General features: G+C 40.6%; 12 protein-coding genes. 9 read left to right on the top strand and 3 right to left on the bottom strand.

The window, feature by feature from the left end; translation table 11 throughout:
• Positions 1-7: 7 nt before the first annotated feature.
• Entirely contained in the window at positions 8-997 is a 990-nt protein-coding gene (locus tag AC2VOY_RS02385; protein WP_491832045.1) for a DNA polymerase III delta subunit-related protein, read from the top strand.
• Between the two features lie 49 nt (positions 998-1,046).
• A complete protein-coding gene (locus AC2VOY_RS02380; RefSeq protein WP_491832044.1) occupies positions 1,047-1,820 on the top strand; it encodes a TatD family hydrolase in 774 nt (257 codons plus the stop codon).
• Between the two features lie 362 nt (positions 1,821-2,182).
• On the opposite strand, the gene AC2VOY_RS02375 is transcribed toward AC2VOY_RS02380, so the two are convergent.
• Positions 2,183-2,290, bottom strand: a complete 108-nt coding sequence (locus AC2VOY_RS02375) for a MetS family NSS transporter small subunit (protein WP_491832043.1) — start codon at positions 2,288-2,290, stop codon at positions 2,183-2,185.
• Between the two features lies 1 nt (position 2,291).
• Positions 2,292-3,770, bottom strand: coding sequence for a sodium-dependent transporter (locus AC2VOY_RS02370; RefSeq protein ID WP_491832042.1), 1,479 nt, complete (start codon positions 3,768-3,770; stop codon positions 2,292-2,294).
• Positions 3,771-4,479: 709 nt separating this feature from the next.
• Here AC2VOY_RS02370 and AC2VOY_RS02365 point away from each other — a divergent pair.
• From AC2VOY_RS02365 to AC2VOY_RS02340, 6 genes are all read left to right on the top strand, one after another.
• Entirely contained in the window at positions 4,480-5,646 is a 1,167-nt protein-coding gene (locus AC2VOY_RS02365) for a patatin-like phospholipase family protein (RefSeq protein WP_491832041.1), read from the top strand.
• Positions 5,647-6,080: 434 nt separating this feature from the next.
• Positions 6,081-6,611 carry a hypothetical protein gene (locus AC2VOY_RS02360; protein WP_491832040.1) on the top strand — a complete coding sequence of 177 codons (531 nt, stop codon included), beginning with the start codon at positions 6,081-6,083 and terminating at the stop codon, positions 6,609-6,611.
• 201 nt (positions 6,612-6,812) lie between these two features.
• Positions 6,813-7,370, top strand: coding sequence for a hypothetical protein (locus AC2VOY_RS02355; RefSeq protein WP_491832039.1), 558 nt, complete (start codon positions 6,813-6,815; stop codon positions 7,368-7,370).
• Positions 7,367-10,270: a TcfC E-set like domain-containing protein gene (locus AC2VOY_RS02350; RefSeq protein ID WP_491832038.1), complete on the top strand. Its 2,904-nt coding sequence runs from the start codon at positions 7,367-7,369 to the stop codon at positions 10,268-10,270. Before AC2VOY_RS02355 ends, AC2VOY_RS02350 begins: the two co-directional genes overlap by 4 nt.
• A 21-nt stretch (positions 10,271-10,291) precedes the next feature.
• Positions 10,292-11,014 carry a fimbrial biogenesis chaperone gene (locus AC2VOY_RS02345; protein WP_491832037.1) on the top strand — a complete coding sequence of 241 codons (723 nt, stop codon included), beginning with the start codon at positions 10,292-10,294 and terminating at the stop codon, positions 11,012-11,014.
• 11 nt (positions 11,015-11,025) lie between these two features.
• Positions 11,026-12,108 carry a hypothetical protein gene (locus AC2VOY_RS02340; RefSeq protein WP_491832036.1) on the top strand — a complete coding sequence of 361 codons (1,083 nt, stop codon included), beginning with the start codon at positions 11,026-11,028 and terminating at the stop codon, positions 12,106-12,108.
• A gap of 78 nt (positions 12,109-12,186) precedes the next feature.
• On the opposite strand, the gene pyk is transcribed toward AC2VOY_RS02340, so the two are convergent.
• The gene (pyk, locus tag AC2VOY_RS02335; protein ID WP_491832035.1) at positions 12,187-13,632 is read right to left on the bottom strand and encodes a pyruvate kinase; all 1,446 of its coding nucleotides are present in this window, start codon (positions 13,630-13,632) and stop codon (positions 12,187-12,189) included.
• Between the two features lie 333 nt (positions 13,633-13,965).
• Here pyk and AC2VOY_RS02330 point away from each other — a divergent pair, with 333 nt between their 5' ends.
• Entirely contained in the window at positions 13,966-15,198 is a 1,233-nt protein-coding gene (locus tag AC2VOY_RS02330; RefSeq protein WP_491832034.1) for an ROK family protein, read from the top strand.
• The last annotated feature ends 10 nt before the right edge of the window (positions 15,199-15,208 follow it).

Genomic DNA, 15,208 nt, shown 5'->3' with positions numbered 1-15,208 from the left:
GATCAAGATGAATGAATACCCTTGGTTAGCGCCACTTATGCAGCAGTGGCAAGATGCGATTGCAAATAATAATATCAATGCTGCGAACTTGATTTTAAGCCCGCAAGGCGCAGGGATTGAGTATTTTGTGGCAGATTTAGCCCGTCGTTTGGTTTGTATCAATACCCAAATCAGCGCCGATCGCAGCAGTGCGTGTGGTTTGTGTCATCATTGTGAGCTGAGCGCTGCCAATGAAGAAAGTTTAAACGGTAATCATCCTGATATTCATTGGCTGCGTTCGCCTGAGGGCAAAGCTATTACGGTCGATATGATCCGCGAGGCCAATCAATGGGCGCTTTCTTCCTCTCAGCTTGGTGGCAGACGGATCATTATTATCGAACCTGCGGATAAAATGAATGAATCTGCAGCGAATGCGCTGTTAAAAACCTTAGAAACGCCGCCGCAAGATTGTATTTTTATTTTGATCACCCAAGATAAATATCAAGTTTTGCCGACGATTCGTAGCCGCTGTATTCAAACCAAGTTGCCAGCGATTGAATTAAGCGTTATCCAAGATTGGTTAAAGAGTAAGACCAAAAAGCCGCTTGATTTGCTCGCGCTGCATATGTATCAAGATGCACCATTGCGTGCGTTAGATTTTATTGAGCAAGGCAAAGATAAAGCGTGGCAACAACAGCTTGATCTTGTAGTATCCGCGAAGCGTGCGCAACTTAATCCAAATGCGAGTTTGCCATTAAACCAAGTGAGTGCTTTGTTTAAAGAAGATAGCCTTGAGAAAGTGACTTGGCTTTTGTATCTTTTCCACGAAGTAAAAAAAGCGCATATGGGCGTCTCTGTTTGGCAAAATCATCCAAGCCTTGCTCAAGTTCAGCAAGTTTTTGATTACCAAGACGCTGACCTTGCTTACAAGGCTTTGATTGATTTGAAAAAGCAAATGAGCCAATTTAGCGGCTTAAATACTGAGCTTTTAATGACTAATTTTTTACTTCAGTTATAACCCAGTACAACAAAATCAAGAAGCACGACCAAGAAATAAGGAAACAGACATGTTTGTCGACTCCCACTGTCATTTAGATAAATTAAATTATACCGAACTGCATCAAGATGTGGCGGATGTGTTAGCCAAAGCGAGTGCAGCTGGCGTTGATAAACTGCTTACCGTCGGTGTGACTTTAAAAGCATTCCCAGCCATGATGGAAATGATCAAAGATTATCCTCAGATTGTTGCTTCTTGTGGGGTGCATCCATTGGACGCTGAATCTGAGTTTGCCAAAGAAACCTTACTTGAATATGCCCAAGCGCCGCGCGTGGTGGCTATTGGTGAAACAGGGCTTGACTATCACTATCAGCCAGAAACCAAGGCGTTGCAGCAAAAGCTGTTTGAAGAGCATGTCGCAGCAGCGGTTGAGCTTGATAAGCCTTTGATTATTCATACGCGCCAAGCACGTGAAGATACACTAGCGATTTTACGAAATGGCAATGCGCAGCGTTGTGGTGGGGTGATCCATTGCTTTACCGAAGATATGGTATTTGCGCAAGCAGCGATGGAGCTTGGATTTTATATTTCAATTTCAGGAATTGTAACGTTCAGGCAAGCTACTGAGCTTCAAGCTGTGGTGAAAGATTTACCTCTTGAGCGTTTACTGATTGAAACTGACTCACCATTTCTAGCGCCAGTGCCACATCGCGGCAAAGAGAACCAACCTGCCTATGTGAAAGAGGTGGCGCAGTTTGTAGCCGATCTGAAGCATACTTCTGTGGAAAATATTGGTCAGGTGACGAGTCAAAACTTTGCGGATTTGTTTTTATCTAAAGCCTAGTAAAAGCAATAAACCCCAACCCCGCTTCCCCTTGAATACCTAAAGCTCTAACCCTTAGCACTCTGCGCAAGGGGAAGAGCTTTTTTACTGTATTATGAGCTGAAGATTTATCACAAAATGCCACTATCCTAAAATGTTGAATTCAAAGTTATAGCTAGAGGAAATCTCAGATGCATATTTTCACTCAGTCCAATCACAAGTAAAAAAGCGAATAAGTCCTTCCCCTTGTTCGTTGAAGCTTAAGATTTAGCCAGATTCAAACCAAGGGGAAGCGGAGATGGGGTTAGATTGCGTTAAAAAATAAAAAAGCCAACATAAATGAATACGTTGGCTTTTAATTCTTTAGTTTCTATTCACTAAATTTAATCTTTTGCGTGACTCACTTGCATCGCTTTGCGGATACATAACGCAGCGCCGCCCCAAGTGATACCTAAGCCAAAGATCATCATAATAATTGCACCAGTAGTCATATTAAATCTCCTTTGGCGTTTTGTTAGTCGAGTTCACAATCACAGCCACAATTAGCATTAGCGCAATCATACCCCAACCTAAAGTCAGTAGATCAGATTGTGCATAGCCACCGTAACCATCCGTAATGGTTGTGATGAACTTGTTTGCAAGGATCACAGCAATCATGATTGGGCTAACAAAGCGGATGCAAAGGTTAAACCAGTTGCCGACTGTGAATTCAGATATTTTATTTGCATGGCTGCGGATATCTGCCAGTTTAAATAACCAACCGACCAAGATAAGCTCAATTAAGCAACTCGCCAATAGGGCAATGTTATTCACAAAGAAGTCAACTAAATCAAGTAGTAATAGACCACCATTAGTTGCAAACGCCATTGAAACTATCGTACCAATACCACAGACAACGGTTGCAGCTTTCTTACGTGACCAATGTAGTTTATCGATAATTGCAGACGTCACGGCTTCAAGAATCGAGATGTGAGAGCTTAAACCGGCAACAACCAAGGCAACGAAGAATAGTGGACCTAAGATATATGGCGCAGGCAGTAGGTTAATTGCTGCTGGAATGGTAACAAATGCCAAGCCAACACCTGAGCTGACAACATCGGTTAAAGCTTTGCCCTGTTGATCGGCCATGTAGCCCAGTACAGAAAAGATCAAAATACCCGCAACGATAGAGAAGCCGCAGTTGATAAGTACCGTCATTAACGCATTGTTGTTAATGTCTGATTTTTCAGGCAAGTAGCTTGAGTACGCCAGCATGATTGCAAAACCAACCGAAAGCGTAAAGAAGATTTGACCGTAAGCTGCAGCCCATACGTTAGGGTCGGTTAGCTTGCTAAAATCTGGTTCAAATAGATAGTTAAGACCATCAAATGCACCTGGTAGGAAAAGCATACGTGCAATCAAAGCAAGTACCATAAATAGCAGCACTGGCATCATGATTTTATTCGCTTTTTCAATCCCGCCTTTTACGCCGCGGAAGATTGCAGTGAAGGTAAAGGCCCATGCCGCAAGCATAGGGATAGCAATATGCCATTGAATCGAGCCAAGTTTACTTGGGCTATTGTCATCGCCTAGCTGTAGGTATTCACCAAAGAAGTAGGCGTTACTGTCCGCGCCCCAGCTTTGATCCACAGAAAGACCAACATAAGAAATCGCCCAACCGATAATCGCAACATAATATGTACCGATAATGGCAGCGATCATGACTTGGAACCAACCTAGCCATTCAAATTTAGAGTGGATTTTACTTAGGGTTGCTGGCGCAGCGCCACGGAATTTATGACCCATAGTAAACTCTAGAATCATAAATGGAATACCAGCGGTAAGCATAGCGAAAAGGTAAGGGATAAAGAAGGCGCCGCCACCGTTTTCATAAGCCATATATGGAAAACGCCAGATATTACCTAGGCCGATTGCCGAGCCAACAGCAGCAAGGATAAACCCTGTGCGCGAGCCCCATTGTTCTCGTTTCATATTCAACATCCTTGTGATACGTCTTATATTCTAGTGATTTAATGTTAGAAGGAAGAAGACGCAAAAAGTGATAAACCATGCTAAATTTTTAGAAAGCCCGATGAGTCATGTCAAAAAGGAAGTTTTGAACTTCAAGCTTTTTCCAATCAAAAGACGATCCTTATCCTTAAATTTAGCTTTAACTTGATAGACGATTATTCGTCTGTTGTGGACAGATTAACTATAGATGCAACGTTATGCAACCAAATCAATGGTTAACCTTTAAGTAGTTTTGAAGTGGATTATTCTGTATGGCAGGGGCAAATTTAGCTGATTAGTAGTTTTTTAAGCTATTTTTCTGTTAGCAGCGCTAAAATTCATATAAATGTTAGTGGATTATTTGAATAAAATTAGTTTGAAAAAAAATGAATTTGTCTGATTTATAAACATAAGTATCTGTTTAGACCACTAAATGAATCTGAAAGGTAACTTTTTTGCTAAAAAATTGTATATAGATCATCGAGCAAGCGCATCGCTAATGGTATACTACAAGCCAAGTTAAAAATCCCTCACTCTCAATAAGGATCAATATAATGGATACAGACAAGAAAATGACCACAGTCATCGTAGCTGTGATTATGTGTGTGCTGATTAGTTATATGTTTATCGTTGCATTACACTAAAATTATCACTAACTTAAAGTGATATGCATGTGGTCAAGGAGGACAACATGAGCAATACTGGCCATATCACAGAGCTAAGTACAAAGTTTGAATTAGAAGATCTAAATAAGTATTGGGGAGTGAAGCACGCACTTGTGGCGCAAGGCGGTGGGCAAAAAGGAATTTTTACCGCAGGAGTACTCGATGCCATTTTACTTTCCAAGCTTGATCCTTTCGACGCCTTTTATGGTACGTCTGCCGGCGCAATCATGATCACTGCCTTTTTGTGTCAACAACCTAAGTTTGCCAAACGCTTTTTAATGCAAGTGACGACGCAAAAAGAATTCTTTAGTTTATTTCGTCATGACGACAAGCCACCTCTTGATCTTGATTGGGCATTTGAGCATTTAAAAGCCCCTCCTTTTGAGTTTGATATTGCCCATGCGCGTCAAGTGCTTGGAGAGCGTCAAGCCTTTGCTACAGTGACAAATCGTGAAACTTTACAAGACGAATACCTCAGCATTTTTTGTGATGACTGGCTGACGCGCTTAAAAGCATCGAGTGCATTACCTAGTTTGTATCAACATAATGTGCCGATTTTAGATAAGTTTTATGTGGATGGTGGCGTTTCAGCTGCGATACCCGCCCAACAAGCTTGGCGCGATGGGGCGCGGTTTTTAACTGTGATCCGCACAGAGCCTTTTGATAGCCAAGAAGAAATTGAAACTTATGTGCCAGAGAAAAATGCCCAATTAACTTCGCATATAGAAGCGACGCGCTTAGGTGAAGCAGAATTTAATTTAAAAGCATTATTAGCACGGGTCTCAAAACGTTGGCGGCGCGAGTTTGAACGCTTTATGCATCAAAGACGCGATAATATGGACCAATCCCATGAGCAAAAATTACAAGGCGGTCGCTGGCTTTTTGGTGGTAAAGATTTATATCGCTTACGTCATCTACTAGGAAGGGGATTGGGCAGCAGCTTTGAAGCAAATTTAATGGACATGTTTATGGTTCATTACCAAACCTATCATTTAACCCGTCATTTTTTATTTAACCCACCTGAAGATTGCTATATTTTGCAAATCGCCCCTGAGCAGTCATTAAAATCAAAACCATTACGTTCTAGTATCGAAGATTTAGAGCATGATTATCAATTAGGTCTGCATGCTGGCATGCGTTATGTTCACCTTATTGATTCCTTAAAAAGCTATTCAAATCAAACAAAAATGTAAGAATAATTAATATTAATTTATTAATGTGATGAATGGAAAATTATTCTTTAATCAAAAATATAGCCAAGTGATACATATCACATTAAATATTAATAGAATGTAAGATATCAGTTGACATAGGCTCTATCGATAGCCGAAACAATGTAATACAGCTTAATCAAACACAGTTCACAATTTTTTATACGATCACGATCTCATTAATAAAGTAAGTCAATGCAACGACAAATATCAAAGATGATCTAACTTTTATTCCCATACTTATAATGTGACTATGTCTATGTTTTTATCTTATTTACATAGACGAAATGAAAGAAAAATTATTTAATTAACTTGCAAGTTAAGGAAGTAACACTAACTGGAAGTTAAATATAGGCTCATTAAGGATAATGAATCATTATTTGACTTGTGATTGATACATAAAAGAGGAATGTATTATGTTGAATAAAAAAGTATTAGCAGCAGCGGTTGTTGCAGGTTTAGGTTTCTCATCATTGGTGAATGCGGCTGCAGAAGATGGCACAGCTGAAGCGAATGTAAGATTTATTGGTTTAACCTCAAATACAGTGGCCAGTGAAACACTAATGTTGACTGGTCTTGATGGGGCACCGGTGATTGAAGATGGTACGCTAGTGATTGCAGCGGATGGTACATTCCAGACAGCTAACCCAGTGGATGTAGAAGCTCGCAATAATGATGGTACCGCTGATGTACCAGATGCTGGGGATCTTGTGGATGTAAACTGGCGTATCAACAGCATCACAACATTATTTGATGCTGCGGCAAGTGAAGACGTAGCAGTGGAACTTACCGATGCAAATGGTGTTGATGTCAGCACGCTGGGTACCTTCACTGGTCCTGCAAATGCATTAAAACTATCGGTTGCAAACAATGCACCAATTACAGATTTAGAAGGTTATAGCCAAGTGCAAGTTCAAGTTAATTTAACTGCACAAATGCCAGGCTAATTAAAACGATCTTTTGAATTAAAGCAGCAAAATATTAAAGCCTTATTCTGTGATCGGATAAGGCTTTTTTTTTTAGAATATGTTATTTAGTTAAATTTTTTTGATAATAATACAATATATAATATTTACTCAATTCAATATCTTAAACTAATAATAACTTAGTTCATTACTTGGTTATTTTATAAAATATAGAGAGTCAAAATGAGAAGTTTTACATATATATGTGGTTTGATTTTGACCTTAACCAGTCTTCATTCAATCGCAGACAATAGTATTATTAAGCCTGTTACTGTTATTTCAAATATTAATAAAAATAAATTTTTTGATGTTGAAATTACTAAGTTTGAATTCGATCGCCCTGAGTTATTATTAATGTTTGATCAATCCAAACAAACTTTCAGAGACGAAAATTTACGATTAATTGTTGAAACAACTGTCCCAGAAGATAATACCGATATTCATCTTGCGATACGTATGAGTCAGAATTGGTCAAACTGTTATAACGAACCTTTTGGTAGTGAAAACGCTGTGCCTATTGCTGGGTATGATCAAATAGCAAGTCTCACGTTTATTGATTCGGCCATGGATGGTTCAACTGAAATTAATCTCGATGAGTCATTACCTTTTGACTTTAACGACAACATAGATGGGTTTAAGGCTGCGCAATACGATACACGTGTTTCATTTCAGACCCCAATCTCATCTGAAGTTCAATTTTGCCAAGGTGGCATCACTATGACGTTGGAATTCGCCTTATGATAAATCTTAAGATAAATTTAAACCCTGTTCGGTTGTTAATGCCTGTGCGCTTGTGCAGTTTTGCTTTTATCTTATTGACGCCAACATTAAGCGTTCAAGCTGAACAAACAAGCATGCAAGTGCCAGAAGGATTTGATGACGTTTTACAAACCAAGGAAAAACAAGTTCAATTTGAAGATGCTAACGGTGAGTTTCACCCTGTCACTTTAAACGTTAACTACCAAGGCGTAAGCTTAAGCGACCCATCACAAGCGCAAAAGGTAAAGGATTTTTTAATCCAAAGCCAAGTGAGTGAAGATATGGCTTCGCAAATTGTGTCAGATCTCAAGACAGGTAAGCTCAATACCGATGCGTGCGTCGGGGATATTGATAAATGCCTCGTCACCCCAGATACTTATGCCATTTTATATGACTACTATTCAGATAAAGTACATTTTTGGATTAACCCTAATTATCTCACTCGTAGTTATGCTGCTTCAGACACTCAATATGCCCCAGCGTTTCGTCCCAAGTCTGCTTTCATTAACCACTTTGATGCTTATTTGAGCATGGATGAAGACACAGATGATAACCTTATTTTATATGATGAGAGTATCTTTGGCCTGCCTTATGGTTATCTCTCAACGGATATGACGTATGAGACAGAAGGGGGGGATTATGATTTAGATGAAGCCCTCTATAACCTAGATATAGAAAAATGGCGCATGGAGCTTGGGTATACCAATAATACTCAAAGCTTTAATAGTACGGATTTTTTAGTTAATACCAACCAAAATGGCCAGTGGGCAGTGGATTTTGCAAGTTCAGATCGCTTGCTCCTTAATGGTACCCAACAACTGCAAAAAATCTTCTTCTTTGCACCACAAAGTGGTGTGCTTTACGTTTATCGCGATGATCGCATTATCTATCAAACCAATGTCACTCAAGGGCAAGGTTTCTTTACCAATGCTGACTTACCTAGTGGTCGTTATGATGTAGATATTGTGCTGGTTTCTGGCGGCCAAGAAGTTAGTCGAGAAACGCGTCCAATTTATAATACTTCAAATGATACTTTAGCCGTCAACGATTTCGATTTTCGTTTTACCGCTGGTGCGTATGGACGCAGTGGTGGCGATGCGATTGATGCGCTAGATAAAGACGAAGAGCCTGAGTTTAATAATCCAAACCTTGATCCTGATGATCTTAACGATCTTGATGGTGTTTCACCTGGGACTCTTGCGGATAATATAGATAATAATGATCGCGATGTGATCAGCGATGGTTTTGCGCGCGCATTAACAAGTTATCGGGCAACCGATAGTTTATTACTAGGCGCAGGTCTAACCGGCTCAAGTGATGACTCTTATGCAAGTTTGGGCGCAGCTTGGTATCTTCCTTACTCAGCTTTAATGACGTTAACCTCAGATATCTTTTTCGATGAGACCTATCAAACTGAGCTTAACTTTGGGATAAGTAATTTTAACTTAACCTATGAGCGTCTTGATGATTCGAAAAACTCAAACCTTGCACGTTATTTATATAATGACTCAGACTTTGAGCGTGTCACAGCATCAACTAATTATCGTTTTACACCAAGTGCGTATGGTTATGTCACTTACACATATCTGGAACAAGATGGGTTTAATGACAATGATTTTGATGGCTTTAGATCATCCTACATTAACCTTGGCTTAAACTTTTTTACCGTGTTTGATTCAACGCTTGATCTCAATGCAAGCTATGACTTCTTACAATCTAATAACCGTGAGCAGTTATATGCAAGTGTCGTTTGGTCGATCCCACTATCTACTAATGTGACCTCGCGTCTAACCATCCAAGGTAATGAAAATGATGTCAATTTATATCGCGCAGCTGTTGAAGCAAGAGATTTAATAGATAATCCGGATTACTATTCTTCTATTGAAGTGGCGCAAACCCATGACTCAGATTTATCGCAGCAAAACTATGCCTCATTAACCGCATCTTTGCAGGCCAATAAACCTAAGTTTCAGGCTAACGCGTACACTTACCTTGATACCAAAGGGGACAAGAGTTTAAATGCGGGCTTTAGTAGCTCTCAAATCATTACCGCCAATGACATTTATTTAACCTCTGATCGCTCGGATGCTTATGCTGCGGTTGATAACCAAAGTGAGCTGGATTTGGCCGATCAAAGCCAAGGGCTATTGGTGGTAGAAGCAAATGGTTCATATGCCAGTCGTCGTAGCTTGACGCCGGATGAAAACATTCAACCGCTTAAAGCTTACAACCAATACAATGTTAGCCTAGATACCTCAAGTGAAGATTTACTCAACACAGGCGAAACGTCTGATTCTGCCTACGCACATCCAGGCACAGTGCTTGAAATTAGACCAAACATTACGCGTATTTTAGGTTTTGTTTCAGGTTTCAGAGATATTTTTGACCGCCCGCTAAACGATGTTAGCTGTGAAGGTGAGGCATGTTTAGCTGCTTCTGAAATGGCAAATGGCGTCTATAAAGTCTCAGTACGAGAAGCGCAAGAATTTGAACTTGCGTCGAAAAATGCTAAGTGCGTGATCCCTGATGTCAACGATATGAATATGTTTAACCTTGGTCAGAACTATTGTTTACCAGACCTTAAAGTGAATACATCAATCTCGGAAAATGTGCCTACTGAGCAAGGCGTGAAAGCGAAACAAGCGATTTTTGTTGGTGGCTTTAATGCGCAGCAAACCTCTGCGGTTGCCAAACAACTTGGACAGTTTAAGCAAGGGCAATTTGAGGTCAAACGTGTCTCATTTAAAACGCTTGATTATTACTATTTGATTTTTGGTAAAGATCAAAAACTATCGCGTTCACAACAAAATATTATTGCAAGTGTGGCACAAAAAGCGCAAGCAACTAGTGTTGAAATACCTGCTTATCAAGTTCAAAGATAAATCAATTATAGAGAGTTTAATATGAAGAAGTTTATACCCCTTATTGCATTAGCTTTGGCATCTCAATCAGCGCATGCGCTACGCATTGATAAAATGCTGACCACGAGTGATGAAAAAGGTAACGGATATTTCACCCTAGTCAACGAACTTGCGCAAACGAGTTTTATTACCGCGCAGATAGATAAAGTCAATGTTGTTAATGGTGAACTAGTCAAAGAGCCTTATACAGAGAATAACCTTAAAGATTGGGATATTACCGTCACAGCGCCGAAGCTTATTCTCGAGTCAGGGCGTGTTCGACAAGTTGGTGTGCGCTCGTTATGTGCAAGTAATTGCCAATTTGAACAAGATAGGGTTTATCAAATTACCTTTTCACCCGTTCCTTATGTTGCAGAAGGTGAGGAACCGGCAGAGGGTGGCGCTTTAAACATTAACTTTGGTTATTCGCCTTATTTCATCATCCCTGCAAAGGAGAGTGATGTCGGATATAAAATGACTTATGACGGGAAGAGTATTCATGCAACCAATACGGGTAATACTTATGTACGTTTTATGGTGAGTCAGTGTACATCGAATACTCAAACGGAATGTAGTGCTACGTATACCTTACTCTCTGGTCGAACGTTAACGATAGATTTACCTGAAAAGCTGCGACAAGATACGCTCAATCTTATGGTCGTCAACCACGATGAGTCTTATCGTCAACGTCAATCCTTGAGTCGCACTAAACCGATTCAAGAATAGTGAGGCAAGATATGAATAAGAATATAGATAGGTTATATAAAGCGAGTCTTCTTGTCGGCCTTTTAGCTGCGGGCTCTGCGCATGCTTTTACAGCAAATGTGTCCATAGCAGGCGAAGAAGTCCGTTGGCGAAATGCGACTGGATCTGAGTCCAGACGTGTCTTAACCGATTGGACGCCAATAAGTGGCTTGCCTACTACCACAAGCTGGGCGCCAGGGATGTTTTTGGCAACCACGCCAACGACTATTAATCTAGCAGGACCTGGCGGATCAGTAGAAGTACCGATTAAGTTTATTGGTATGGAATATAATTTGGGACGAAGTGGTGGCTCAGAAGATAGCACCTTGAATGTCCCAGGGCCTTGCGCAGGAGGCAATTTTAGCGGCAGTATCGCCTCGGTTGAAGATAGTTCACAATCAATTTGTGGGGCCAACTACTCGGTCTCAACAACCTCATCTGTGGCGCCATTTTATTTCTATCGCCCTATATTTGAAATGAATGATACTGAGTTAAGTGAAGCGTTAAATGATATCGCAGGAAGCGGTGGAACCTTTAGTGGCACAGTGCCTTTAAGTTTGGTGTATTACTACACCTCAAATGGCGGTGCGCTGACTTACTATCAAATCTCTGAAACTTTTACTTTATCGGCGAATGTCGCGGCAAGTGAAATTACTTCCGTGCACATTCAAGCTAAAAGTGCGGGTGGTGAAGGTGGCGGTTCGACAGGGATTATTCGACCTGAATACGATACTTCTACGCGAACGGTTTCAGGCGAAGTCACGTTTGTAATCGATGCTAAGGGTAGTTTTCATCAAGGCTTGAATATGACTTTGCAGGACACAGGCACTTATGAGTTAAAAGGTGAACACACAGGTTTGACTATCCCTTATTCCATTTTATGTGATATCTGTGAAGATCCTCTGCTAGTGGATAAAGGAAGTGTGAAAGCACAAACCACAAAAATCGGCGATTCAAGCTATCAAACGCAGTATTTGTTTGACTTGAGGGTACGTTATGATGACATCTCTGCTGTTGATGTCGAAACCGATACTTATTCCGATACCTTCTTTTTAATATTTGAAGCTGGATTATAAGGCTTGCTGTTTAGTCACATCAAAGAAAAAGCCTCCCTCTAGATTAGGGGGAGGCTTTGATTATATATCTCAATAAGATTATTGAACTTCAATAATACGCATTAAGTTGGTTGAACCTTCCAGATCCATCACATCACCTTGAGTGATAATAATCTTATCACCTAAATCAAGTAAGTTAGCTTCTTTTAGCGTTTCAATCGCAGCTTTTGCTGAAGCAAGGCCTGCATCGGCATCACACTTGAAATATAGCGGCGTTACGCCACGGTAAAGCGCAGCGCGATTTAACGTATCATGGTTACGAGATAGCGCAAAAATAGGTAAGCCTGAGCTTAGGCGAGACATCATTAGTGGGGTACGGCCTGATTCAGTTAACGCCACAACCGCTTTGACGCCGTGCATGTGGTTGGCAGCATACATAGTTGACATTGCAACCGTTTCTTCTGAGCTTTCAAATTTACGTTCTAGACGATAGTTTGAAACATTGATAGATGGCATTTTTTCAGCGCCAATACACACTTCTGCCATAGATTTAACGGTTTCAACAGGGAAATCACCAGCAGCTGTTTCACCTGAAAGCATCACCGCATCAGTACCATCAAGAACGGCATTCGCCACATCCATGACTTCTGCGCGGGTTGGCATAGGGCTTGAAATCATCGATTCCATCATTTGCGTTGCGGTGATAACGACACGGTTTAAACTGCGAGCGCGACGGATTAGTTTCTTTTGCACGCCAACAAGCTCAGGATCGCCAATTTCAACACCTAAGTCACCACGTGCAACCATAACCACATCGGATGCTAGAATAATATCGTCGATATTCTCATCATTGGCAACTGTTTCAGCGCGCTCAACTTTGGCAACTAATTTTGCTTTTAAACCAGCTTTCTCAGCTAATTTACGCGCATAATGCATGTCTTCACCATTACGCGGGAAAGAAATAGCAAGATAATCCACGCCAATTTCAGCAGCCGTGAGCATATCTTTTTTATCTTTTTCAGTTAATGCTGGCGCAGATAAGCCACCACCTTTTTTGTTGATGCCTTTGTTGTTTGATAAAACGCCAGCTACCGTCACTTCGGTGTGAATTTTATTGCCTTCAACACTCACTACTTTCAGCTGTACGCGGCCATCATCGAGAAGTAAAATATCGCCAGAAATCACATCTTTTGGAAGATCTTTATAATCAAGTCCAACCGCTGTTTGGTGACCTTCACCTTTTGCCATATCACTATCTAAAGTGAACTTATCGCCGATATTAAGCGTGATTTTACCGTCTTTAAACGTGGATACGCGAATTTTAGGACCTTGTAAGTCACCTAGAATCGCGACATGAATGCCTAATTTTTTTGCAATTTCACGCACATCTTGTGCACGCTTAATATGATCTTGAGGCTCGCCGTGAGAAAAGTTCATGCGCACCATGTTTGCGCCAGCGAGGATGATTTTCTCAAGATTATTATCTCGATCAGTTGCTGGACCTAAGGTAGTTACAATTTTAGTGCGGCGAAGTTTAGTCGACATATGGTTTCCTTTTATATGTAGGGTGCCAAATTTTGCATCGCTTTTTGTCTCTTTGCGTAGCATTGGCGGTTGGCTAAGTAATAGATCGTTTGTGAAATTTTATGGATTAACTCAAATACTAAAGCCCATATTAGCAAAGTTAGTCTTCATAATTTTGACATGAGTCTGAAAATTTAGCGACATTAATGTAACAAAAATCCAATCTTGACCAAATTTTGGAAGAAAATTTCTTTAGATCAAAAATATAATCACAACTTAATGATATGCTAGGCTATATGAAAAATTTCGCTATCTAAAAAATAGGCGAAAACAAATACTTAATGGGAGCTAGAAATGTTTAGCGCACAACCTGGTCACATTGACCAAATTAGACAAGCAAACACAGGACGTGTTTATCAGCTGATCGAACAATTCGGTCCAATTTCGCGTATTGACTTATCTAAGCTCAGTGGGCTTGCACCGGCAAGTATCACTAAAATGACGCGTGAGTTGATGAATGCCAATCTCATCCATGAAGCCATTGTCCAAGAAGTGAATAGCCGTGGTCGCCCAGCAGTTGGCTTGCAAACGCAAAATCAAGGTTGGCAATTTATCTCGATGCGTCTTGGGGAAAACCAGCTGACCATCGCTTTGCATGAGCTTGGTGGCAGTGTTGTGATTGATGCAAAAGTCAAAATTGACCCAAATAATACTGAGCACCTACTTGAAACCATTATTGCTGAATTGAAGCACTTTATCGATAACTATCATATGATTATCGAGACATTAACCAGTGTTGCAATCACTTTACCAGCAAGCGTAGAAATGAAAACAGGCCTTGTTTATGACATGCCTTGCTATGATTTCAACCAAGTGAAATTAGGTGAAGCTTTATATGAGGCGTTTAATTTACCAATTTTTGTCGGCAACGATGTGTGCGCTTGGGCATTAGCTGAGAAGCTTTTTGGTAACAGCCAAGAGGTTGATTATAGCTTCTTAATTACCAACCAGCCGGATGTGCGTGCTGGGGTGGTGTTTAATGGTAAATTGCTCGCAGGGCGTTTAGGTCACATTGGTGAGCTTGGGCATATTCAAGTTGATCCGGATGGCAAGCTTTGTCAGTGTGGCAATCGCGGCTGCTTAAATACCATTGCAAGTGTCCAAGCAGTATGTGAAAAAGTGAATGCACGTCTTCTGGCTGGTGAGGCATCGATTTTAGAATCTGAGCACATCACAATGGAAACGATTTGTGTTGCGGCAAATGCAGGCGATGCACTGGCAAGCGAAGTGATTAGTGAGTTAGGGCGTGATATGGCAAAAGGCATTGCGATTTTAACTAACTTTTTCCAGCCTGAAAAAATCCTAATTGGTGGTTCGCTCAATAATGCGAAAGGTATTCTTTATCCAGAGATTGCGCATGGCCTTAAGCAGCATCAATTGCCACAAAATGCGAATGGTCTACCATTGGTGCAAAGTCGCTTCTTTACCCAAACGACTATGCCAGGTGCAGCCTTGATTAAACAAGCCATGTTTGATGGTGAGTTATTAGTTAAAATTTTAGATAAACAGTCCCAAACCAAAGCATAATCATTGCGTT

The sequence above is a fragment of the Vibrio sp. KMM 9700 genome, assembly GCF_058545285.1.
The sequence above is the reverse complement of the archived record's forward strand: the minus strand, read 5'-3'. Positions and strand labels throughout refer to the sequence as shown.